General features: G+C 37.0%; 24 protein-coding genes. 13 read left to right on the forward strand and 11 right to left on the reverse strand.

Annotation, left to right across the window (positions count from 1 at the left end; all coding sequences use genetic code 11):
* Nucleotides 1-93: 93 nt before the first annotated feature.
* From QWZ01_RS07540 to cobA, 6 genes are read right to left on the reverse strand one after another with little or no spacing between them, the layout of a single operon-like run.
* Nucleotides 94-1,413: a cobyrinic acid a,c-diamide synthase CobB gene (locus QWZ01_RS07540; protein ID WP_290322689.1), complete on the reverse strand. Its 1,320-nt coding sequence runs from the start codon at nucleotides 1,411-1,413 to the stop codon at nucleotides 94-96.
* A 1-nt stretch (nucleotide 1,414) separates the two neighbouring features.
* Nucleotides 1,415-1,957 (reverse strand): AAA family ATPase, encoded by a 543-nt coding sequence (locus QWZ01_RS07545; RefSeq protein ID WP_290322690.1) that lies wholly within the window; start codon nucleotides 1,955-1,957, stop codon nucleotides 1,415-1,417.
* The gene (cbiB, locus tag QWZ01_RS07550) at nucleotides 1,950-2,864 is read right to left on the reverse strand and encodes an adenosylcobinamide-phosphate synthase CbiB (RefSeq protein WP_290322691.1); all 915 of its coding nucleotides are present in this window, start codon (nucleotides 2,862-2,864) and stop codon (nucleotides 1,950-1,952) included. Before cbiB ends, QWZ01_RS07545 begins: the two co-directional genes overlap by 8 nt.
* Before the next feature lie 8 nt (nucleotides 2,865-2,872).
* Complete coding sequence (locus QWZ01_RS07555) at nucleotides 2,873-3,892, reverse strand: pyridoxal phosphate-dependent aminotransferase (RefSeq protein ID WP_290322692.1); 1,020 nt, start codon at nucleotides 3,890-3,892, stop codon at nucleotides 2,873-2,875.
* Nucleotides 3,893-3,896: 4 nt separating this feature from the next.
* Nucleotides 3,897-5,393: a cobyric acid synthase gene (locus tag QWZ01_RS07560; protein WP_290322693.1), complete on the reverse strand. Its 1,497-nt coding sequence runs from the start codon at nucleotides 5,391-5,393 to the stop codon at nucleotides 3,897-3,899.
* On the reverse strand, nucleotides 5,390-6,118 hold the full coding sequence (cobA, locus tag QWZ01_RS07565; protein WP_290322694.1) for a uroporphyrinogen-III C-methyltransferase: 729 nt from the start codon (nucleotides 6,116-6,118) through the stop codon (nucleotides 5,390-5,392). The genes QWZ01_RS07560 and cobA overlap by 4 nt, the downstream gene beginning before the upstream one ends.
* Before the next feature lie 741 nt (nucleotides 6,119-6,859).
* Here cobA and QWZ01_RS07570 point away from each other — a divergent pair.
* The 4 genes from QWZ01_RS07570 (at nucleotide 6,860) to QWZ01_RS07585 (ending at nucleotide 9,629) form a co-directional block, all read left to right on the forward strand.
* Entirely contained in the window at nucleotides 6,860-7,345 is a 486-nt protein-coding gene (locus QWZ01_RS07570; protein WP_290322695.1) for a hypothetical protein, read from the forward strand.
* A 15-nt stretch (nucleotides 7,346-7,360) separates the two neighbouring features.
* The gene (locus QWZ01_RS07575) at nucleotides 7,361-8,023 is read left to right on the forward strand and encodes a hypothetical protein (protein ID WP_290322696.1); all 663 of its coding nucleotides are present in this window, start codon (nucleotides 7,361-7,363) and stop codon (nucleotides 8,021-8,023) included.
* On the forward strand, nucleotides 8,007-8,804 hold the full coding sequence (locus tag QWZ01_RS07580; RefSeq protein ID WP_290322697.1) for a sensor histidine kinase: 798 nt from the start codon (nucleotides 8,007-8,009) through the stop codon (nucleotides 8,802-8,804). The genes QWZ01_RS07575 and QWZ01_RS07580 overlap by 17 nt, the downstream gene beginning before the upstream one ends.
* A gap of 177 nt (nucleotides 8,805-8,981) precedes the next feature.
* Nucleotides 8,982-9,629 (forward strand): response regulator transcription factor, encoded by a 648-nt coding sequence (locus tag QWZ01_RS07585; RefSeq protein WP_290322698.1) that lies wholly within the window; start codon nucleotides 8,982-8,984, stop codon nucleotides 9,627-9,629.
* A 14-nt stretch (nucleotides 9,630-9,643) separates the two neighbouring features.
* Here QWZ01_RS07585 and QWZ01_RS07590 read toward each other — a convergent pair whose 3' ends face one another.
* Nucleotides 9,644-9,943 (reverse strand): hypothetical protein, encoded by a 300-nt coding sequence (locus QWZ01_RS07590; protein ID WP_290322699.1) that lies wholly within the window; start codon nucleotides 9,941-9,943, stop codon nucleotides 9,644-9,646.
* A gap of 114 nt (nucleotides 9,944-10,057) precedes the next feature.
* Here QWZ01_RS07590 and QWZ01_RS07595 point away from each other — a divergent pair, with 114 nt between their 5' ends.
* Entirely contained in the window at nucleotides 10,058-10,855 is a 798-nt protein-coding gene (locus QWZ01_RS07595) for an SDR family NAD(P)-dependent oxidoreductase (RefSeq protein ID WP_290322700.1), read from the forward strand.
* A gap of 10 nt (nucleotides 10,856-10,865) precedes the next feature.
* On the opposite strand, the gene QWZ01_RS07600 is transcribed toward QWZ01_RS07595, so the two are convergent.
* Nucleotides 10,866-12,767, reverse strand: a complete 1,902-nt coding sequence (locus tag QWZ01_RS07600) for a patatin-like phospholipase family protein (protein ID WP_290322701.1) — start codon at nucleotides 12,765-12,767, stop codon at nucleotides 10,866-10,868.
* A 365-nt stretch (nucleotides 12,768-13,132) separates the two neighbouring features.
* On the opposite strand from QWZ01_RS07600, the gene QWZ01_RS07605 reads away from it, so the two are divergent.
* From QWZ01_RS07605 to xth, 6 genes are all read left to right on the forward strand, one after another.
* Nucleotides 13,133-13,537, forward strand: coding sequence for a DUF3574 domain-containing protein (locus QWZ01_RS07605; RefSeq protein ID WP_290322702.1), 405 nt, complete (start codon nucleotides 13,133-13,135; stop codon nucleotides 13,535-13,537).
* Nucleotides 13,538-13,651: 114 nt separating this feature from the next.
* Nucleotides 13,652-14,230 carry a Crp/Fnr family transcriptional regulator gene (locus QWZ01_RS07610; protein ID WP_290322703.1) on the forward strand — a complete coding sequence of 193 codons (579 nt, stop codon included), beginning with the start codon at nucleotides 13,652-13,654 and terminating at the stop codon, nucleotides 14,228-14,230.
* A 94-nt stretch (nucleotides 14,231-14,324) separates the two neighbouring features.
* Entirely contained in the window at nucleotides 14,325-14,861 is a 537-nt protein-coding gene (locus tag QWZ01_RS07615; RefSeq protein ID WP_290322704.1) for a YceI family protein, read from the forward strand.
* A 29-nt stretch (nucleotides 14,862-14,890) separates the two neighbouring features.
* On the forward strand, nucleotides 14,891-15,637 hold the full coding sequence (locus QWZ01_RS07620; RefSeq protein WP_290322705.1) for an SDR family NAD(P)-dependent oxidoreductase: 747 nt from the start codon (nucleotides 14,891-14,893) through the stop codon (nucleotides 15,635-15,637).
* Between the two features lie 147 nt (nucleotides 15,638-15,784).
* Nucleotides 15,785-16,858, forward strand: a complete 1,074-nt coding sequence (locus QWZ01_RS07625; protein ID WP_290322706.1) for an NAD(P)H-dependent flavin oxidoreductase — start codon at nucleotides 15,785-15,787, stop codon at nucleotides 16,856-16,858.
* 97 nt (nucleotides 16,859-16,955) lie between these two features.
* Nucleotides 16,956-17,729, forward strand: coding sequence for an exodeoxyribonuclease III (gene xth / locus QWZ01_RS07630; RefSeq protein ID WP_290322707.1), 774 nt, complete (start codon nucleotides 16,956-16,958; stop codon nucleotides 17,727-17,729).
* A gap of 93 nt (nucleotides 17,730-17,822) precedes the next feature.
* On the opposite strand, the gene msrB is transcribed toward xth, so the two are convergent.
* The 3 genes from msrB to QWZ01_RS07645 all read right to left on the reverse strand — a co-directional run bounded on the left by msrB (nucleotide 17,823) and on the right by QWZ01_RS07645 (nucleotide 20,347).
* Nucleotides 17,823-18,341 (reverse strand): peptide-methionine (R)-S-oxide reductase MsrB, encoded by a 519-nt coding sequence (msrB, locus tag QWZ01_RS07635; protein WP_290322708.1) that lies wholly within the window; start codon nucleotides 18,339-18,341, stop codon nucleotides 17,823-17,825.
* A complete protein-coding gene (msrA, locus tag QWZ01_RS07640) occupies nucleotides 18,338-18,973 on the reverse strand; it encodes a peptide-methionine (S)-S-oxide reductase MsrA (RefSeq protein ID WP_290322709.1) in 636 nt (211 codons plus the stop codon). Before msrA ends, msrB begins: the two co-directional genes overlap by 4 nt.
* A gap of 174 nt (nucleotides 18,974-19,147) precedes the next feature.
* Entirely contained in the window at nucleotides 19,148-20,347 is a 1,200-nt protein-coding gene (locus tag QWZ01_RS07645) for a proline dehydrogenase family protein (protein ID WP_290322710.1), read from the reverse strand.
* A 59-nt stretch (nucleotides 20,348-20,406) separates the two neighbouring features.
* On the opposite strand from QWZ01_RS07645, the gene QWZ01_RS07650 reads away from it, so the two are divergent.
* Nucleotides 20,407-20,613, forward strand: a complete 207-nt coding sequence (locus QWZ01_RS07650) for an RNA-binding S4 domain-containing protein (protein WP_290322711.1) — start codon at nucleotides 20,407-20,409, stop codon at nucleotides 20,611-20,613.
* Between the two features lie 4 nt (nucleotides 20,614-20,617).
* Nucleotides 20,618-21,676 carry a 3-dehydroquinate synthase gene (aroB, locus tag QWZ01_RS07655; RefSeq protein ID WP_290322712.1) on the forward strand — a complete coding sequence of 353 codons (1,059 nt, stop codon included), beginning with the start codon at nucleotides 20,618-20,620 and terminating at the stop codon, nucleotides 21,674-21,676.

Below are 21,676 nucleotides of genomic sequence, written 5' to 3' on the forward strand. Positions count from 1 at the left end.
ATATTGAGGATTGACTTCTGCCAAAAATATTAAGAATTTCCATCAATAGTTCATCAATATCAGACCGAGTTCTAAATCTATTACTAACAGACTTTATAGCTTACCCTGCAATAATCTATCAATGAAAGTTTTTTCCTCGCCCCAATAAAGATGGTTATAAGAAGCCAGCGTATTGTTTTTACGATAAATATTTGGAGTAAGGGCAACTTGCCTTGCGTTAAAAACAGTGCAATCTAACTTCTCCACCTCGCTTAATTCTGTACAAGTTGAATAATGAAACTCATGCCCTTTTATATTAAGATCATTAACAAAAATGGATCGGTACCCCAGGTGTAGTTTGGGGTTTTCCATGGATGTTGTCAAAGGCAAAAAACCGGCCATCTGAAATTGTTTACCCTGTTTATCAATAATATATTCACCTAAATACATCATTCCGCCGCATTCAGCATACGTTTTTCCGTTGTTTAAACAGTATTTATGAACAGCATTAAGCATGCTCTTATTTTGACTTAATTGCTCAACAAATAGCTCTGGATAGCCTCCGGCCAAATATAAAAGATCGCACGGGGGGAGTTTGCTATCTGTTAAAGGGCTAAAATAAACCACCCTTCCAAACTCTTTTAATACCTCCAGGTTTTCATGATAAGTGAATCGAAAAGCTTCATCATGAGCTACAGCGATTGTATATCTTCTATTATTTGCGGGCTCTTCTTCATTAATTTTTTCGACAGTGCTACGGGTAGTTAATTCCAGCAACCGTTGAATATCAACTGTTTCCTTAAGCGATGTTGCTATTTTATCGCACAGTGTATCAAAGTTTATATCAGCAGCAATGCTAAGCCCTAAATGCCGTGAAGGAATTTTTACATCAGGTTGGGTTGGCAGATATCCTAATGGCTCTACGTCAACATCTTTACAGGCTTCTTTTAGGATATTATAGTGCGAAGGAGTATTTACATTATTAAAAATAACACCTGCAATTTTTAGGATGGGCTGAAAGCTCTTAAAACCATGAATAAGCGCCGCTGCAGAATATGCCATGGCTTTGGCATTCATCACTAATATTATGGGAATATCTAACAACATGGCAATTTCTGCACTGCTACCCTTCATCTTATCAGCCCCATCAAATAGACCCATTACTCCTTCAACTATCGCTACATCACTTTTTTGTAAGTATCTGTTATATAAACCCTTTACATGAGCGCTGCTTGCCATGTAAGTATCCAGATTTATACTATTATTATCGCTGGCTTTTTGATGTAAAATTGGATCGATATAGTCTGGCCCGCATTTAAACGGTTGTACTTTTAATCCGCGATTAGCAATAGCTCTTAATAAACCAAGTGTAACCGTAGTTTTACCGGAATCACTTGAGGGGGCGGCAATTAAAAACTGTGACCTATCAGGCATCTTATTTTACGTGTGCTGTATTAATATGATCTATAATAAAATTTACCCTCTCTTTTACAGATAGTTTAGGCACTTCAACTAAAGTATAGCTTAACGACTCGTAAGTTTCTGCTATACCCCAATACAATTGTTCAGATTCGGGATATGTTTGCCAACGTTCAGTATCATTTACATAAATCTCCTGCCATGGCGGGAGTATAAATACCGTTTTATGATAAGGATGTTGTTGCGATATATGGTAATAATTATCAGGGACCGGTAAACCAGCTACTTTAAGGTAAGCGATAATATCAGGAATCCCTCTGTCATAAAACGTTAATTCGCTCTTAACAGTTGCTCGGTACGATGAAACCATTTTATCCAGTACCTTATCTGCAAAGCAACTCAGATCAATCCATGGTAAGCAGTTCGACCTTAATTTAACCTCCTGTACAATCAACTGGCGCGAAGCCTCTTCCGAACAGTTATAATTTAATGATTTTAATGCTTCCAGCAATTTTGTTTTACCCGAGCCTGGACCACCTGTTATTATAAATTTAGACATAACAGGTGGTTAGAGTAAGTACTATAATTAGAATAATCATTAATAAACAAGCTTTGTGGTTGATATTAATGACTTTCTTAATTTCCTGATGTTCAACTATCCTATCATTTTTACCAATAAAAGGTTTATCAAATAAAATTCCATGATATGTATTAGGGCCTCCAAAACGTGTATCTAATATTCCCGCAAGAGCCGCTTCAGGATATCCTGCATTAGGGCTTTTATGTTTATTGCCATATAGTAAAACAAAGTTAATTGCTGATTTACTAAAAGACACACCTATCATTAATACCGCTGTAAGCCTTGATGGTATAAAATTGGTTACATCATCCAAACGAGCGGCAAACTTTCCAAACTGTTCATACCTTTCGCTTCGATATCCGATCATTGAGTCGAACGTATTAATTAACTTATAAGTCATCATGCCGGGTATACCTGCAACAGCGTAATAAAATAAAGGAGCGATAACACCGTCGCTCAGATTTTCTGACATAGTTTCAAGTACCGCTATGCGAATTTGCTGTATACTAAGATTTGAAGTATCGCGGCCTACAATTCGAGATAGCTGTTTTCGCCCCGCTTCAATTCCTTCCTTGTTCAGCACATCAAAAACCTTTTTTCCCTCATTGATAAGCCCTTTATTAGCCAATCCAAAATAAACAAAAATACTGCTATAGGCTGTGTAAACTACCCAGCCCTGGTTTATCAGAATGGCGGAAACAAAATAAAAGACCAAGAAGCAAACACCGCATAGAATGGTAACCAATAGCATACCTTTTAAAAACCTACCGCGATTTTTATTCAATGATCGTTCTGAAAAGCCTATAATATTTCCAAAAAACTTTACCGGATGCGGAAATTGTTCGGGATCGCCAAGTGCAAGATCAAGCAGATAGCCTGCTATCAAAGGTATAATTATGAGGTATGGTTTCTCCATTCTTTTAATGCATTAACCAACAATTGATTTTTATCCGCACTTAACGTAGCAAGCCGAAAATGCCCTGCACCAAGTCCACGAAAATTACTCGCATCTCTAATCAATATTCCGTGATTTCTTAAAAGATATTGCTTCAAAGCAGATGCTTCTCCATTTAATAACTCGGCAAGAAAAAAATGAGTATGGCTATTATAGATATTAATGGGTGCTTCTTTCAGGGAAGCAACAAAACGTTCTTTTTCCGTTAATAAATCTTTTATCGGTATTTGGATAGCCTCATGATTATCAAAAATAAATTTACCTGTTTCTATAGCAACAATATTAACCGACCATGGAAATTTAAATTGCTTTAATTTACTGATGAGTTGTTCAGAAGATACAATATATCCTAAACGAAGCCCCGGAATGGCATAAGCTTTTGTAAGCGAGCGAAGTATAATAAGGTTTGGATATTGATTTACTAATTCAATCAGTGAATTTACAGATAAAGTAAATTCAATAAATGCCTCATCTACAACAAATAAAGTTTGTGAATTATTTCTGATTAAATCCTCAACCTCAAAAAAGATCTCCCCTGTTGGGTTATTAGGGTTACATAAAAATATAAGATCAGATTCGATTTTAACATCAGGAGCCAAAGTATTCCAGTCAATAAAATTTACCTGGTGCTCATACAGCCGCGCCGCATCTTCGTACTCGGCAAAGGCAGGTGTTATAATACTTGTTTTAAGTTTTCTGAATGCCTGAGCAATTAAATAAATACTTTCGGTGCTACCACTGTTAACCAGTATGTTACCAGGCTTTAAACTGTGATGGTCACTAATTTTTTGTATTAAGCTCTCTGCCAGTACCTCGGGATATTTATTTATCGTGTTCCAATGACTAAAAATATGCTCCTTCAAACCCTCAGGCTCTCCTCCATACCAAACATTGGTGCTGAAATCTGCAATAATATCGGCTTTAAACTGGTAGCCATCATCACCATGCCCATAAAGCATACGATTAATATTTTAAGGATTGGTAAACATAGTTCATATCAATATGTTCTCTGAATAAAGCTGCAAGTTTATCATATTGTTGGTCTTTAAACTCTGTATAGTTTATAATTTCCTGCTGAATGTTTGTATAAGGTGTAAGTAAGTAGTTAATTACAATCTCATTATCTAAAATACCATGCATATAAGTACCCCAGCATCGTTCGTTCAGCAAATAGCCATCTGTTTGGCCGTCTGATAAAAAATTAAGAGGACTTGCTTCAGCAGCAACTGTTTCGCCCATGTGTATTTCGTATCCTATACATTCATCTTCCAAATGCTGAAATTTAAAAGAGCTTTGTCGGGTAGTTTTTTCAGCTTGTAAAATTGTATTTACCGGCAGCAATCCAAGCCCGGCCGTTTTGGAAATGGTGCTTTCGATATGATACGGATCGGCTATGGACTGCCCTAACATTTGATATCCCCCGCAAATACCAATTATAGTTTTACCTAATCGGTGAGCATTCTGAATAGCTTCAGCTACGCCACTGTTTCTGATAGCAATGGTATCTTCAATAGTGTTTTTGGTACCAGGAAGAATTATAATATCTGCTTTGGAAATTTCATCCGCATTGTTAGAGTAAAATAAATTCACTCTCGAATCGTTCTCCAGCCGGTTAAAATCAGTAAAATTTGACAGGCGGTTCAAAAGAATAACAGCAATGTTCACTTTCCCATTTACCGGGCTGGTCATTTTTTGTTTCAGCGCAACTGAATCCTCTTCTTCAATTATAATATCTTTAAAATAAGGTAAAATCCCTATTACAGGAACTCCGCAGAGCTCTTCAATTTTCTTTTTTCCTTCATCAAACAGACTTATATCTCCCCTGAATTTATTGATGATAATTCCTTTGATCAATTGCCGCTCTTCATCATCTAATAAAGCGATGGTTCCATAAAGACTGGCAAAAATTCCACCCCGTTCAATATCGGTTACTAGGTAAGTAGCAGCGCCGGCTTCTTTAGCCATACGCATATTGGTTATGTCACGACTTTTCAGGTTTAGTTCAGAAATACTTCCTGCACCTTCCATAACAACCGGATTGTATTTTCCCGCTAAACGGTGAAATGCATTTTTAACCTCAGAAAACAGTTGCTCTCTTCCGGCAGGTTTAAAATAATCTTTGGCCGACATATTGCCAACTGCTTTGCCCAATAAAACAACCTGTGAACTTTTATCTGTAGTGGGTTTAAGAAGCACTGGATTCATATCGGTGTGGCATTCAACACCAGCGGCTTCGGCCTGTACAGCCTGTGCCCGGCCAATTTCAAGTCCATCAGGTGTAACAAAGCTATTTAAAGACATATTTTGCGCTTTAAAAGGCGCTGGAAGATAACCGTCCTGCTTAAAAATTCGGCAAAACCCTGTTGTAATTATACTTTTGCCAACATCAGATGCTGTACCTACAAACATGATGGGTTTAAGATTTTCTACAGATTGTATATCATTCGAGATGTTGCTCATGAACCCAAACCTGCTACAGCTCCAATAATGATTATGGCTGGGTGAGTAAAATGGCCATCAATTGCTATTTTTGGCAAATCCCGGATCTGACCTTTGGCTATTTTCCGGTTAGGCAATGATGCATGTTGTATAATTGCTGCCGGAGTAAAGCCTTTACCCGCCTCTGTATAGGTTGCCGCAATTTCATTCAGTTTTTTCATGCCCATGTAGATGACCACGGTAGCATTGCTTTGCATGGCTAAGCGTAAGTCGGCAGATAGGGTGCCATCCTTTTTTGTTCCTGTAACAACCCAAATACTTTCGCTAATATTACGATGTGTTAAAGGAATATCTTCAAAACCTGACGCCTGCATACTGCTTATGCCAGGAACAAAATGTGTTTCAATACCATGTTGTCTGGCAAATAGTATTTCTTCATACCCTCTCCCGAATATAAAAGGGTCACCGCCTTTTAGCCTTACAACTTTACCTTTAGTAAAGGCATAATGCTTTATAAGATCATGTATTTCATCCTGCGATGTGTATTTACCATAAGGTTGTTTACCAACATATATTTTTTCGCAATCATCACGGGTAATACTCAAAAGCTCTTTGTTAGCCAAATTATCGTATAAGACGACATTTGCCTGCTGCAAAATTTTATAGCCTTTAACTGTTATTAATTCTACATCTCCAGGGCCGGCACCCACAATATATAGTTCGGGAGTATTATTACTTTCAATCATCAATAGATTCTGTGCAACACTTATGATAAAAAGGCTAAGTTAAACCTTATTTACAGAATCATAAACACAAAAATTGTTTAAATGTACATTCGATAGAAAGTTTCAACAAAACCCAATTTAAAAATCATATTTCCATTAAAGCAATATATGATTGCATTATTGCTTACAAGCTTTCGAATCAGGAAAAGTGCCATATGGGGAAATATCGCCTCATTCAAATGTGATATATGGCTAATCAATTCCCCGTTATAAAGCGTACTGATTAAAAAAAACAAATAAGGATAAGCAAATTGATGGTGAGGTTGCTTTTCTGATCAACGTCTTATAATGAAGTAATTCTTCGGGTGTCAGGTAATTTTCTATGTTTCTAAGGTTCTCGTTAACCTGAAACATATACTTAACAACTTTGCCACTTTTATAGGGAATAATTCTGCATTTAATTCCCTGGTGATTTTTGACCTTCAAAAATCCAATTAACCAATTTTCTAATTCATTCATAACGTGAAGGATATGGAGTGAGAAAATATTATGATATAATCAGATTTAAAGCATAAATTTTCGTGCCAATATTATTTTTTATACTTCATTGATGAATTCCCTTCCATTTTAGTTACCAAATTCCACTCAATTAATTTTATCTAACTATTAAAAGGTATAAATACGGAATAAAAAATATACGTATTTATACGCTTAATACTTAAGCCTACAGATTATATATTTGTTTCATAATTAATCACCCTCATGAAAGATATTCAAACACTAAAGTTTTACTGGCTAAAATATGATATAAGTGCCATTCAAGCCTTAATCAATAATTCCCCTGGTATTGAAAGTTTCGTTTTTACCTATTATTTACCTGATACTACTGATGAAAGCAAACCTATTCAACTGGTTTCTTATGGTTACATGGTCCCTCAAAATCAATATAGCATTCGTTTCGATATACTAACATCTTATAAGAACAATTCAGTTGAGTTAAGTGGCCCTCTTATTATGAGCAATAATATTATTTCTGTTGCTGATATGTTATTATTGATCAATACGCCGGATATGGCTGGAGACAAACCAGACTACCTGATCTTTACCCCTAACATTAGCGAAGGAAAGCACATTTACTATGATGTTAAACGATACAAAAGAATTGATACAGGTGATGTGGAAATGGAACATTTAAACACTGAACCCATAAATACAAACCCATCACCACCTGCTACTATTAAAACATAAGTTCAATATTTCCGAATGATTAAAGTATTTCAGATCGTAATTGACTGGTCGGAAGTTTGGGCACTACTGATACCTATACCTATCCTTATTCACAATAAGCAGCCGGCCGTAATAAGGCCGGTTGTTTTTTATGTTTGGGCAGCCCTGTTTATTAATTTAGCTATTGATCTTACTTGGAAATTTAGAAACATCCTACCTACTGCTTATAATTCAAATAACTACCTCTATAATCTGCACTCTGTAATACGTTTTTTTTTATTTAGTATATTTTTTATAAGCCTTCGTCAGCCTTTTTTATCAACCATAAAAAAAATTGCCCCATTTTGCTTTGCAGCTTTTGTAGTTATCAACTTTTGTTTTTTTGAAAACTTTTTTGACTATTGGAAGCTAAGCAGTCGCTTGTTGGCTGTTGAAGCTGTATTACTCTTATTTTACACGTTACAATATTATCTTTTCAAGATCAATGATCATGCAGACACCAACATCTTCAGTGCTGATTTCTGGATTGTAACCGGCCTCGGAATATTCGTTACGTTTAACTTTTTCATTTTTCTTTTATATAATGAACTAACAGTGCGTCTGGAAAATTTTGCGGTTACGCTGTGGAATGTCCATAACATATCATACATTATATTTAATGTATTTATAGCTAAAGGTTTTTATGAATCAAGAAACTAACGATATCCGTTTTTTGCTGGTTGTTGGCATTGCTGCCATGCTGATGCTTTTTATAAGCCTGTTACTCATATTCATATTTACACAGCGTAAAAAGCTTCAATATCAAAATCAGGTTCAAAACCTGCATGACATTCAAAAAAATCAGCTAATTGAGGCTGCCATAAGAAGCGAAGAAATTGAACGGCATAGAATAGCCGAAGAACTACATGACGAAATAGGTGCCATTTTGGGGACAGCAAGTTTACACTTTTATAATGTTGTTATGGAAGATTGTGATGACCAAAGCCAAATGTTATATCAAAAAGGTAGAGTACTTCTTGATGATGGAATTAGCAAAATACGCAGTATTTCCCATAACCTGCACTCAAGTATCCTGCAGGAATTCGGCTTAAACGAGGCTATAACTCATTTCTGTAGCAAGTTGGGAAATGAAAGTCTGCTCAAAATTACGGCGAATCTTGACAACAGGTATTCTACCCGTGCCTCACAAAATGATATTAGCATTTACCGTATTATACAGGAGTTTATTAATAATATAACTAAGCATGCCAAAGCAAGTGAAATTATAATTAATTCAACCTGTGTGAACAAACATTTAGATATTAATATTACTCATAACGGTAACGGACTTACCCAAAACCATTTTGAAGAGTTACGTTTTAAAAAGGACGGGCTGGGGTTAAAAAATATTCAAAACAGAGTTATATTATTAAACGCTCAACTTGGCTTTTCACAACAAAGTGGAAATTTTCTGATCACTATATCCATACCTGTTGAATAATTGTTTTTATATTATTAATTGTACTTACTCACTACTGTTTAATAAATATTATAGAAACCTAACATATACACTTTCCATATTTTCAGGTCTTTACTTGATTAGCATTCTATTTCTCGCATACAGATATTTATTCTTAACTAAAGTTTAATTATTTTTAGGGCTTCAACCTAAATAATAATGCAAAAAATAAAGGTAGCCATAGCCGATGATTATTCAATATTTAGAGATGGTTTAAAGGTGGGGCTTAACAAGGACGAAAATCTTGAAGTAGTGCTTGAAGCTGAAAATGGTGAAGATTTAATAAAACAAATTGAAACTATACGTCCGGATGTTATTTTAATGGATCTGAAAATGCCAGTTATGGATGGCATGGAAGCTACTAAAATAATAAAAAAGCGTTTTGAAGATATTAAAATACTGATTGTTACCATGTATGATGAAACCAAATTTATCATACACTTGATGGAAACCGGAGCAAACGGTTATTTGTTAAAAAATGCCGACCCGGGAGAGATCAGGAAAGCTATTTACTCGGCTCACGAGTGCGGCTACTATTTTAATGATATTGTGAATAAGGCCTTGTTAAAAAAACTTATTGTAAAAAATAATATCAAACCATCATTCAATCAAAATATTGAATTTTCAGAACGTGAACTTGATGTATTAAAAATGATCTGTAATGAAAAAACGGCTTCAGAGATAGCTTCTGCACTCTTTTTAAGTCCACGGTCGGTTGAGGGTATCAGGCAACGCATTATTGAAAAGGTTGGTGTGCGTAATACTGCTGGCCTGGTTATGTTTGCTGTTAAAAATGGAGTGATATAATTAAGGGAGAACCATTATCTTATAAATTTAAATACCAATAGCATAATTATCAGCATAATACCAATCAAAGCAATCAGAAAAATATATTCAGCAACAGCTTCCAGCTTTATAGTTTTCTTTTGATCTTTCGCACGGATAGCCATAAAAGAAAAAATGCAGGAAAGGATAAGCATCATAGCTATTCCGGAAGTAAATTCATCTATGATACTTGTGTCTGATTTGTTTGTTAAATGAAACGATGTTACAACTACAAGACAAAAGCCCAATAAGCTTGTAGATGGACCCAAAATATGCTGAGAAGTGTTATTGGCCATTAAAATAAAACATTAACTAAAAACACACATTTGGTTAATTATCTTTCATAAGATATTGAAATACTTGGGGTTTTACAATTTAAATTTCTTGTAAATTTATTTTCACAAATAACTATGATGCTCAAAAATAAAAATGCGGTAATTTATGGCGCCGGCGGCTCAATAGGTGGTGCAGTTGCGAAAGCACTTGCCAGCGCCGGAGCTCGGGTATTTTTAACAGGACGTAATCGTAGTTCAGTTCAAAAAATAGCAGATGAGATAATTGATTTGAATGGCAATGCGGATGTTGATCAGGTAGATGCATTTGATGAAAAAGCGATCAGTGAACACTTAAATAAAGTCGTTAAACAAGCTGGTAAAATAGATATATCATTTAACGCTGTTGGGATCAACGTTGTTCAAAATATTCCATTGGTTGATTTGGCGGCAATAGATTTTGTGCGCCCCATTACAGATACCATGCTAACGCAATTTTTAACAGCTACTGCCGCCGGGCGAATAATGATAAATCAAAAATCAGGAGTAATTTTAACATTGACAGCCACACCCGGAGGAATTGGTTATCCCTATACAGGAGGCTTTTCAGCAGCATGTTGCGCATTGGAAAGCTTTTCCCGTAATTTGGCTTCAGAATTAGGTATTTATGGAATACGTGTAGTTAATATCCGATCTGGCGGTTCTCCCGATTCACGCATATTTCAGGAAGCACTTGCTCCTAACCCCGAAGTTATGAAAGTTGTTTTGGGGATGATTGAAAATGATACCATGCTTAAAAAACTCCCGCAAATGGCAGATATAGCCAATGTTGCTGTGTTCTTATCATCAGAAATGGCCGCCAAAATAACAGGCGTAACCATTGACGTGACAAGTGGCACAACAGCAGCATTAAATTACAGGGTACCTCCTAAATAACTCGTATCCCCTATTTATAATCGTCATTTATTAAACCGCGTTGTTCCATATCCTCAATTACGCTATTGATGCACATGTCTGCTAAGGCACTTCTGCCAAACTGTTTTCCAAGGCTCAAATAACCTTTCGCAAAGTTATCGGTTACTACATTAGTAAATACTTTTCCCAACCATGATTTTTTCCTGATCCGTGGAATAATGGTGCTCTGCCATTTAGGGCTGTTATCTGTAATTGCTGTGGCATTCTGAACATTATCCAATATGCATTGAATACGTTTTTCCATCTTATCTTTTAAACCCAAAATGTAAGTCAGGCTAATATTCGGATATGGATATTCTTTTTCCTCTGGCGGGGCGGTAAATTTAAATGTTCCGGAAACAGTATCTTCTTCAACACGCAGATCCGGGATTAACGGAAGATAAGTAGTGGTTTTGTTTTTATTCTTATCCTCATCAACATATTTAAAATTGGTTATGCCGTTATAACCAAACTGTAAAATGGGGTTATTAGCATCTTCAGGAACAGATAGATAAACTTGTAAAAAACGCTGGCAATTTCTACGTCCCAGGTAAAAATCATGTTTACGAAACGCTTTCGTGAAAAAACCACCAAAACCACCTAAGGATCCACAAGCAATTGTGTAAGGCTGATTTACACCGTTAGCTGTACGGGTGGGCATAATAAGAAAACGGGTATAGTCATCCTCAAGATAAGCACGTTTCACCTGCTCATCTTTCAGCCTAAGCTGACCGAGCATGGCCGACAATACAGCAGGAACCACGTTTTTCCAGGCTTGTTGTGGTACAAAAACTGTAGGTTCTTTTTCTTCTTCGCTCGGAAAAGGATCAATCATAAGCACAAGGCTATCAAACTCTGATGCCGAAGCTTTAGGAACATAGTTTTTTGCTGCGTCGCCAGTCATAGTATTTCTCCTCCTGTCGTCGAGCAATTGTTGAGTAACCTCAAATGGTTCATTATTAATTACCCCACCATCAACATTCAGTGAAACAAAATTCCCTTCAGGTAAAAAGTGGTAAGTAACCCGATCATCTGCCTGGCCTGAAAGTTTCAGATTCAAATACTTGCTATCTTCAATATATTCACGGTGCCTGGTCAATGTCCGGCTTTCTAAACCCACCGGAAACGCACCTGTTGACATTGCGGCGGCTTTAAGTATTTCAACATTTTCATCATTGGATGTGGTTCCGGTAGTTGCTTTAAAGCTAATGGGTATACGACCATCATTTCCATACGGCTTTTCACTTAATTTAAAAAAAGCATAATCACGATGCATTCTCATATAGTATTCCCTTATCCCGCTGCTGGTATCAAAAGAAATTTTATAGCTAAAGCCTCTCAAATTAGTTATCGTAGTAAAAAAGTCAAGATCATCCGCTAAATAAGGCCGGTCATAAATTTCATCAACCTTAACATCAAGTACCGAACTTGCTACTTGTTTAATAAATGAAGAATTTAAACCTGCCCTTACTTCTTTATTTTGATTCGTTACAGCATCGTTTTCTATATCGCTGGTATCAAGCATATAGCTCATCATATCATTCTGATCATCCTCCGTAAGGTTTACCCAGGAATTGTATAATGGATTTTTTTTGGTGACAAGGTCATTTTGTGCATCGGCCTGCGTTACCGGTTTAAAATCGCTTTGTAAAGCGGCGGCCGTAATAGCGGCGGTCATGCCCCCGGCAGATGCCCCCCCTATTGCTTCAATAATAAAATTGTGTTTAGGTACTCCTACAAGTTTACCGGCTTCCTGTAATTTTTTAGCCTTGTCCCAATGCTCAAGGGCCTCAAATAAATAATCCATAACACCTGCGGTGTAAGCACCTGCGGATACCGCTCCCGCCATGCAAATTCCTGCATGAAACGTATTATTCTTGCTTTGATCTTCCATAACTATGATGTTAATTGTGATTTTTTAAATCATCAAATAATTATATTTCCTTTTTATTCTTGAAATAGGTTCTCTTAGTAACTGAAATAACTTACCACTTTAGGGCTTTAAAAATAGCTGATTAAAATTACAATTAATACATTGGTTATTAAATCATTATAAAGAATCAATTAATAAATTCACAGCTTTAAAAACTGGTATATTTAAGCGTAATAATTCCAGGATGTAGAATCTATCTATAGAGTTATATATTTAGCCATTATCACTCTAAAATGAAAACAATGAAATTTCAATTCCTGATTCATTTTGATGATCTTGAAGCCAAGGATATGTACCTATAATAATCACTTATACCTAAGCCAATAATGATGATGAAACAAGCAAACCAACAAATGTGGGCATTATTCTTTTGCCTTATAATTAGCTCTTGTGCCACTTACCAGCGAAGCGACCTTTATTTTGGCAGGGATATTCCCGATGGCGGACAGGTAAGTGATCAGCAATGGAAAAACTTCAGTGATAGTGTTATCAGCCATTACTTTCCGGAAGGCTATACTGAATGGAATGCCGAGGGGCGATGGAAAGATACCCAAACCAAAAAAACAATTACGGAGCCTACCAAAGTGGTCACCTTTTTCGGTAAAACCAGTAAACAAAGGGATGCAGCGTTAGATAGCATTACGCAACAATACTTAAAAAGATTTAAGCAGCAGAGTGTGCTGCGCACTGATAGTAAATGTTCTTTGCGTTTTATTAGTGCAAATAAATAAAGACTATCGTGTTTATGACCTTTACAAGAAAAAAAATCAAAAAGGCTTTTAATAAAGATTCATCTTAATGAGGGCCGTTTATTAGATTTGTATCTTTTATTCGCAACTTGAATAATGGACGCCAGGCAAATATTAAAAGAACATATTGCAAAAACAACATCTTTAACAGAGGATCAGTTTGACTACTTGTTTTCACATTTCAAGCTCCAGACTTATAAAAAAGGACAGGTTGTTATCAGAGAGGGTGATAAGGTTGACCATGAGTATTTTGTGCTATCCGGTTGCCTCAAGGCCTTTTTTATAAATGATGAGATCAAAATGTATATCCTTCAGTTTGCCATGCCAACTTGGTGGACATCTGATTATGCCGCATTGTATAACCAAACCCGGGCAAGTATCAATATAGATTGTATAACCGATGCGGAGGTGCTTTACATTTCTAATCAAGATCGTGAAAAAATTTGCGACGAGTTACATCAGGCCGAACACTTTTTTCGCTGGCGCACAAACAGAGGTTACCTGGCCTCGCAGAAAAGACTGTTATCATTTATGAATAATGATACAAAGGCCCGTTATGAAGAGTTACTAAAGCTATATCCCCAGCTCTATAACCTTGTTCCTAAGCACCTGATTGCAGCATATCTTGGCGTATCAAGAGAAACCTTAAGCAGGTTATATAATGCTCATAAATAGCCACCTTTAGAATGTGATTTACATCACGTAGCTACCCGAAATTTCATACCGTACTTTGTATTGTCAAATCATTAAGGATTGATAATATAAAGAAATGGAAACTAAAAAATTTGAAATTTTAACTGCAAAAAGCAATATCGATTGGACTGGTAGAAAAGTAACAGGCGCACATAATGGTAGCATCTCAATTAAATCAGGCGAGTTGACATTAACCGATGGTCAACTTACTGCCGGAAGTTTTGTAATAGATACCACCTCTATTAAAATATTGGACATTACAGACCTGGACACTAACGCTCAATTTGCCGGTCACCTATTTTCAGAAGACTTTTTTGCAACAGAAAGATACCCAGAAGCTGTATTCACAGTTACAAGCGCTGATGCGCTTAGCTCAGAAAAATACCTGATCGCAGGTAACCTGACTATTAAAGGTATTACTCATCCAGTAAGCTTTACTGCTGATGTTACCACTGCTGATAATACCGTTACCGCATCTGGCAAAATCACTATTGACCGTACAAGGTATGATATGAAATTCCGTTCAGGTAATTTCTTTACCAATTTGGGCGATACCCTTATTTACAATGAATTTGATCTTGATGTAAATATTACAGCCGCAGCTGCCCTTTAATTTTTGATAAACAATTTTAAAATAAGATCATGAAAGCACAAACTATTATAGTAACCGGTGCCTCTACAGGTATTGGCAAGGGCATTGCCGGTTTGTTTTTACAACAAGGATATAATGTAGTTATCAACTCAGCCAACGAAGATAACTTAAAAGCAACATTTAACGAATTGGGCAACCATGATAGGTTAGCTATGATTGCAGGTGATATCAGCAAAGCAACTGTAGGTCAGCAATTAGTAGATTTAGCCGTATCTCGCTTCGGCTCTGTTGATGTATTGGTAAACAATGCTGGTATATTTGCACCAAAACCTTTTTTGGAAGTTGATGAAGCCCATCTTGACGGCTTTTTAAATATTAATTTAAAAGGTACTTATTTCACCAGCCAAGCAGCAATTAAACAAATGCTTAAACAAGGTGAAGGATCTATCATTAACATAGGTACAGTATTGGTTGATCATGCCATTGGTGGTTTCCCGGCTACAGCACCTATTTCAAGCAAAGGTGGTATCCATGCTTTAACGAAACAATTAGCTACCGAATTTGGTAAAAATAACATTCGTGTTAATGCAATAGCACCGGGTATTATCAGAACCCCTCTTCAAGCTAAAACCGGAGTAGACAATGCAGATAGCCTTGCTGGTCTTCACTTGTTAAACCGCGTTGGTGAAACTGAGGATGTTGCAGAACTGGCTCTCTATTTAGCTAAAAGTAATTTTGTAACAGGCGAAATTATCAACTTAGATGGCGGTCACGTAGCCGGTCATCACATTGGATAATACGTAATAAATAATAGGTATGCATCGGAACATTTTATTCCTTTGCATACCTTTATTATTAAGAACCATGAATAATTATACAGATAATGCCTCGGCTGTAGCAGTCGCATTGTCAATAAATTATTAACCAATGTAAGTATTTAAGCCATGTGGAATCAAACTAAAATAACCGAACTTTTTGGCATCAAATACCCAATTTTACTGGGGCCTATGGGTGGTGGATTTTCAACACCTCAGCTTTTGGCCGCAGTATCAAATGCAGGTGGTTTAGGAAGCCTTGGTGCTTACACTCTTACTCCTCAACAATTACTCGAGGCTGCTGATACCATAAAATCATTAACTGATAAGCCATATAATATTAATCTGTGGGTTTCAGATGTCGACAAACACCTTACCAATTATTCCGCCGAAAGCCTTGAAAAAGTAAAGAAACACTTTAAGCCATATTTCGATGAACTGAGTATTCCTTTGCCGGATCTGGACATCAATATTCCTTCTAAATTCCAGGAACAGGTTGAAACTTTATTTAAAATAAAACCTGCTGTATTCAGTTTCATATTTGGTCTTCCGCCTATTGAGGTATTAAACGAGGCACGCAGGCTGGGTATTAAAACCGTAGGCGCTGCTACCACGTTTGATGAAGCTTTAGCTTTGGAAGAAGCAAAAGTTGATGCCATTGTTGCAGCAGGATTTGAAGCAGGTGGTCATCGTCCATCATTTTTAAGACCAGCACATGATTCTTTAACGGGCACTTTCACCCTTGTACAGCAGCTTAAGGCAAAAGTAAAAACTCCGGTTATAGCAGCTGGCGGCATTGCTGATGGAAAGGGTATTGCTGCTGCGTTAACTTTAGGCGCCGATGCTGTACAGTTAGGAACAGCATTTATAATTACCGATGAATCAAACGCAGCCCCTCTTCACAAGGCGGCGCTTCTATCTGATGATCATAAACACACGGTGCTTTCCAAATCATTAACCGGACGAATGGGCAGGTTAATCAACAACCGTATTTCGGAAGAAGTTAAATACGAAACCGAAGTACTGCCTTTTCCTTTGCAAACGCTTTTAATCAGACCTCTGAGGGAAGCAGCCATTGCTCAGGGGAAAACAGATATGATTAACTTCTGGTCGGGCCAAAACGGAATCAAATTAAAACATACAAAAGCAGCAGAATTAATGCAAGCACTGATAACAGAAACAGGACAGATACTTAAATCTTGATTTAAATCTAATAAAATCTATATTTGGTGATCCTATCATTTGAATACCTTAAATGATATGATCACCAAATTTTGTTTTACCCTTACTGTTATTCTGAATGAAAATAGCAACCTATAACGTTAATGGGATAAACGGGCGACTGCCGGTATTACTCAGATGGCTTGATGAAACAAAACCAGATGTAGCTTGTCTGCAGGAATTAAAAGCACCAGATGAGAAATTTCCGGAGCAAGCTATACTTGATGCTGGGTACCATGCCATATGGCATGGTCAAAAAAGCTGGAACGGTGTAGCTATTTTATCCCGAAACAGTGAGATCAAAGAGCTACGCCGCGGGCTACCGGGAGATCCAGACGACAGTCATAGCCGATATATTGAAGCCCTTGTGAATGGTGTGGTGATAGGGTGCCTTTATCTCCCAAATGGCAACCCCGCACCGGGACCTAAGTTTGATTATAAACTTAAATGGTTTGAGCGTTTCACTACTCACGCCGCCGGGCTTATTCAAAATGATTTGCCAGTAGTACTGTGCGGTGATTATAATGTGATACCAACAGAATTGGACGCTTATAAACCGGAACGCTGGGTTGAAGATGCCCTGTTCAGGCCAGAAACACGATCAGCCTTCAAGAACCTTATAGACCAAGGCTGGACAGATGCCATCCGAAAGCTTTATCCAACTGAAATTATCTATACATTTTGGGATTACTTTAGAAAAGCATATGACCGTAATGCAGGTTTAAGAATTGATCATTTTTTATTGAATCCTAAACTTGAACCACTCTTAATTAGTGCCGGAGTTGATCGGCATGTTCGTGGCTGGGAGAAATCAAGTGATCATGGGCCCGTCTGGATAAATGTACAGATATAACAATACTTTATATCTTTTGTAAATAACGAAGAAGGTCGCCGGTACTACCGGCGACCTTCTTCGTTATAAGTTTCAATTATTAATATTTATAGATTATTTAAATGAGTCAGGTTCAAAGTCAAGCGACACTGAGTTCATGCAAAATCTTTTATATGTTGGTGGTGGGCCATCATCAAATATGTGCCCTAAGTGTGAGCCACAGCGTGCACAAATAACTTCGGTTCTGTGCATGTTATAAGAATTATCAGTTTTATAGATCACACTATTTTTCCTGATGGGTTCAAAAAAACTTGGCCATCCGCAATCGCTCGCAAATTTGGCGGTTGATTTGAATAATACATTTCCACAAACAGCACAGTAATAAGTGCCTTTAGCATTGCTATCCCAATACTTCCCGGTAAAAGGGCGCTCGGTAGATTGTTCTCTTGCAACGGCATACAAATCTGCCGAAAGGATTTTTTTCCACTCTGCATTGCTAACATTTAGTGCCTTAGTATCCGTATTGGAATAATAAGGATTATTTTCGTGTCCGTTTTTTGTTTTCAGGTGTTGCGCGTTTAAACATAAAGTTGAACCTAAGAACAGGGCGAATAAAATTAATATCGATCTCATTTCTTTAGTTTTTCTTTAAACACCTTTTTAAATTTTTCTAATTCGGGTTGTATAACATATTTACAGTACGGCTGATCGCCGTTTAAGCTGTAATAATTCTGATGATAATCTTCAGCCTTATAGAAATTGGTATAGGGCACAACCTGTGTTACAATTTTGCTTTTATAAGCCTTTTCTGCATTAAGCCTGTCAATATAATAGGTTGCCTTTTGTTTTTGCGTGCTATTATGATAAAAAATAGCAGAGCGATACTGCGTACCTACATCATTACCTTGTCTGTTCAGCTGAGTTGGATCGTGTGCTACAAAAAATGCTTCCAGCAATTCATCGTAAGAAATTACTGCGGGATCATAAATAATATTGCAAGTTTCAGCATGGCCCGTTTTTCCAGTGCAAACCTGTTCATAGGTTGGGTTAGCTACATTGCCTCCGCTAAATCCGGAGATTACTTTTTTCACTCCTTTCAGCTGCTGAAATTTAGCTTCGGTACACCAAAAGCACCCAGTAGCGAAAGTTGCTGTATCAACACTTTTTCCTTTTGGCTTTGCAATTGCAAAGCTATTATCAGAATTGGCGAATACGCTGTGTGATGTAAAAATTAAGAAGGTTAAAAAACAAATTATCCTGGTCATATTATAAATTTAAAAAGCCTAAAACTTTAGTTTCATGAACTAACGTAAAAAACACATGCTTGTATTTATTTATTACTGCTCAGAACCTTCAAAAGCAGCATTTATGAAACAATGTGATGTATCAATGACAATTTGCACAGGAATCTCTTTCCTCTATAACCAAAACCGTAATAACTACCCTCTTCTTTTGCGCTCTTTTACGATCAAACTTAACTCGCGACTCATTTGCCCAGCAATAGCAGTGTTTTCCTGAGCACGTCTGAATAAATATGGCAATACAGCTTTGATAGGACCGTAAGGAACATATTTAGCCACATTATACTTTGAATCTGCCAGGTTAAAGCTCAGGTTATCGCTCATACCCAGCAATTGAGAAAAATATACATGAGGGTGTTTATGATCTATCCCTTTGGTATCTAAAAGCTCAGCAAGTAACCTGCAGCTTTCTTCATTGTGTGTACCAGCTATAAAAGCAATCTTATCAATATGACTTGTGCAATAATCAAGCGCTGAGTCATAATCAAGATCCGCAGATTTTTTATCTGGCTGTATCGGTGAAGGATAACCCATTTCTTCTGCACGCTTACGTTCTTTTTCCATATATGCACCACGCACAATTTTAGCTCCCAGTATAAAGCCCTCGCTGTTGGCTATTTCGTGATCATTTAATAACGAGGCCAATTTATCATGCCTGTACATTTGATAGGTATTGTAAACAATGGCCTTTTGGGTATTAAAGCGGGTCATCATTGTTAAAGCCAGTAAATCAATCGTGTCCTGTATCCAGCTTTCCTCCGCATCAATCATTATTGGTACATTGTTGGCGTAAGCTTTATCGCAGATGGCCAATACACGGTTTTGCACCTTTTGCCATTCTTGTTCTTCCTCATCAGTAAGAGGTTGGCGTGCATCAAGTTTTTCTAATAAGGCAAAACGACCAACTCCTGTTACTTTAAAAACGGTAATTGGCACCGCTTTATCTGTAGCAGCACGTAAAATGGTACGGATAATCTCGTCGCGGGTATTGTCAAAAACAGCTTCGTCGTCTTCCCCTTCTATAGAGTAATCTAATATGGTACCTACCCCGCCACTTTGAAGATTTTTTATGGTGTTATTACATTCATTGATGGTTTCGCCGCCGCAAAAATGTTTAAATATCGTAGCTTTAATCAAGCTTTTTATAGGTAAACCTATTTTAATAGCGAAGTTAGTGACCGGAGGACCGATCTTTACCAAAAAGTTAACGTTAATTATCCTGAACAACCAGTAAGCCCGGTTAAGATCAGTGTTCGATGAATGACGAAAAGCGATTTCTGTATTTTCAAAAGAGAGCTTAGCGTTCTTGTAGTTATTGTTCGTTTCGTTAGAAAGCATCCGCAAAATTATAAAATGATATCTCATTATTCCATGAATAGTTTATTTTTGCCACTCCCATGATAGAATTCAAATTAACAGGCGACTATATACCCATGATTCAACTATTGAAAGCTGCTAACCTGGTATCAACAGGCGGAGAGGCGCAAATAGTTGTAAGTGAGGGCGAAGTAACATATAATGGCGAGGTAGATTATCGCAAACGACTCAAAGTTAAACGCGGTGACGTGGTTGAATTCAGAGGAACTAAAATCATGGTCATTTAATATTATGGATACTATTCAAAGCGATAATTACCCTATTTATTTTAATAATAGCATTGATGAACTGGTTAACTTTATAAAAAAAGGTAACTACTCACGCTTTTTTGTTTTAACCGATGAGCACACCGGGGTTCATTGTTTGCCTATTGTGAAAAGCAAGATAGAGGGCTTGGGAGATTATGACCTTATCGAGGTAAACGCTGGCGAAGAAAGCAAAGATATTGACTTCTGCATAGGCGTATGGAAAATGCTGATTGATTTTGGTGCCGATCGTAAAAGCTTATTGATAAACCTTGGTGGTGGTGTTATTACCGACTTAGGTGGCTTCGCGGCATCTACCTTTAAAAGGGGAATAGATTTTGTACACGTACCCACTACCCTTTTGTCACAAGTTGATGCATCGGTGGGCGGTAAAACCGGTATCGATATTGATAGTATTAAAAACATCATTGGTACATTTACTCAACCAAAGGCTGTATTTATTGAATACGATTTCTTAAAAACACTGCCTGCAAGGCAAATACTCTCGGGCGTAGCAGAAATGCTGAAACATGGTTTAATAACTGATGCAGCTTACTGGAACCAACTTAAAGCAAGTGATCTTAAAAATCCGTCAGCTGAACTGATTCATCGTTCTGTGGAAATAAAAAATGTAATTACTATTGAAGATCCCACAGAAAAAGGTATCAGAAAAGCGTTGAATTTTGGCCACACCATTGGTCATGCTATTGAAACTAATTCACTAATAAACGATCAGGATCCTTTATCACATGGTGAAGCGATAGCGATCGGCATGATCTGTGAATCATATCTGGCATATAAAAAGACAGGGCTAAGTACAGAGGATTTAAATGAGATCACCCAGGTATTCAGTGATCTTTATCCAAGATATACAATATCCGAGTCGAGTTTTGATACTTTGTTTGCCATTATGCAAAAAGATAAGAAGAATCAAGATGGTAAAATAAATTGCACATTACTGACACGCATAGGGCAATGCAATATTGATAATATCTGCACAGAACCCGAACTTCGTGAAAGTTTATTGTATTACATTAATTTGTAA

The organism is Mucilaginibacter aquaedulcis (assembly GCF_030409325.1).
GTDB lineage: Bacteria > Bacteroidota > Bacteroidia > Sphingobacteriales > Sphingobacteriaceae > Mucilaginibacter > Mucilaginibacter aquaedulcis.

Excerpts from the sequence above, each read along its gene's own strand:
- QWZ01_RS07610 (WP_290322703.1), top strand. The coding sequence starts at position 13,652 with ATGGACGCCAGGCAAATATTAAAAGAACATATTGCAAAAACAACATCT.
- QWZ01_RS07625 (WP_290322706.1), top strand. The coding sequence starts at position 15,785 with ATGTGGAATCAAACTAAAATAACCGAACTTTTTGGCATCAAATACCCA.
- QWZ01_RS07585 (WP_290322698.1), top strand. The coding sequence starts at position 8,982 with ATGCAAAAAATAAAGGTAGCCATAGCCGATGATTATTCAATATTTAGA.
- QWZ01_RS07575 (WP_290322696.1), top strand. The coding sequence starts at position 7,361 with ATGATTAAAGTATTTCAGATCGTAATTGACTGGTCGGAAGTTTGGGCA.
- QWZ01_RS07605 (WP_290322702.1), top strand. The coding sequence starts at position 13,133 with ATGATGATGAAACAAGCAAACCAACAAATGTGGGCATTATTCTTTTGC.
- QWZ01_RS07595 (WP_290322700.1), top strand. The coding sequence starts at position 10,058 with ATGATGCTCAAAAATAAAAATGCGGTAATTTATGGCGCCGGCGGCTCA.
- QWZ01_RS07650 (WP_290322711.1), top strand. The coding sequence starts at position 20,407 with ATGATAGAATTCAAATTAACAGGCGACTATATACCCATGATTCAACTA.
- QWZ01_RS07620 (WP_290322705.1), top strand. The coding sequence starts at position 14,891 with ATGAAAGCACAAACTATTATAGTAACCGGTGCCTCTACAGGTATTGGC.
- QWZ01_RS07555 (WP_290322692.1), bottom strand. The coding sequence starts at position 3,892 with ATGCTTTATGGGCATGGTGATGATGGCTACCAGTTTAAAGCCGATATT.
- QWZ01_RS07615 (WP_290322704.1), top strand. The coding sequence starts at position 14,325 with ATGGAAACTAAAAAATTTGAAATTTTAACTGCAAAAAGCAATATCGAT.
- QWZ01_RS07645 (WP_290322710.1), bottom strand. The coding sequence starts at position 20,347 with ATGCTTTCTAACGAAACGAACAATAACTACAAGAACGCTAAGCTCTCT.
- QWZ01_RS07580 (WP_290322697.1), top strand. The coding sequence starts at position 8,007 with ATGAATCAAGAAACTAACGATATCCGTTTTTTGCTGGTTGTTGGCATT.
- cobA (WP_290322694.1), bottom strand. The coding sequence starts at position 6,118 with ATGATTGAAAGTAATAATACTCCCGAACTATATATTGTGGGTGCCGGC.
- QWZ01_RS07545 (WP_290322690.1), bottom strand. The coding sequence starts at position 1,957 with ATGTCTAAATTTATAATAACAGGTGGTCCAGGCTCGGGTAAAACAAAA.
- QWZ01_RS07570 (WP_290322695.1), top strand. The coding sequence starts at position 6,860 with ATGAAAGATATTCAAACACTAAAGTTTTACTGGCTAAAATATGATATA.
- QWZ01_RS07590 (WP_290322699.1), bottom strand. The coding sequence starts at position 9,943 with ATGGCCAATAACACTTCTCAGCATATTTTGGGTCCATCTACAAGCTTA.
- QWZ01_RS07540 (WP_290322689.1), bottom strand. The coding sequence starts at position 1,413 with ATGCCTGATAGGTCACAGTTTTTAATTGCCGCCCCCTCAAGTGATTCC.
- QWZ01_RS07560 (WP_290322693.1), bottom strand. The coding sequence starts at position 5,393 with ATGAGCAACATCTCGAATGATATACAATCTGTAGAAAATCTTAAACCC.
- aroB (WP_290322712.1), top strand. The coding sequence starts at position 20,618 with ATGGATACTATTCAAAGCGATAATTACCCTATTTATTTTAATAATAGC.
- QWZ01_RS07600 (WP_290322701.1), bottom strand. The coding sequence starts at position 12,767 with ATGGAAGATCAAAGCAAGAATAATACGTTTCATGCAGGAATTTGCATG.
- xth (WP_290322707.1), top strand. The coding sequence starts at position 16,956 with ATGAAAATAGCAACCTATAACGTTAATGGGATAAACGGGCGACTGCCG.
- msrA (WP_290322709.1), bottom strand. The coding sequence starts at position 18,973 with ATGACCAGGATAATTTGTTTTTTAACCTTCTTAATTTTTACATCACAC.
- msrB (WP_290322708.1), bottom strand. The coding sequence starts at position 18,341 with ATGAGATCGATATTAATTTTATTCGCCCTGTTCTTAGGTTCAACTTTA.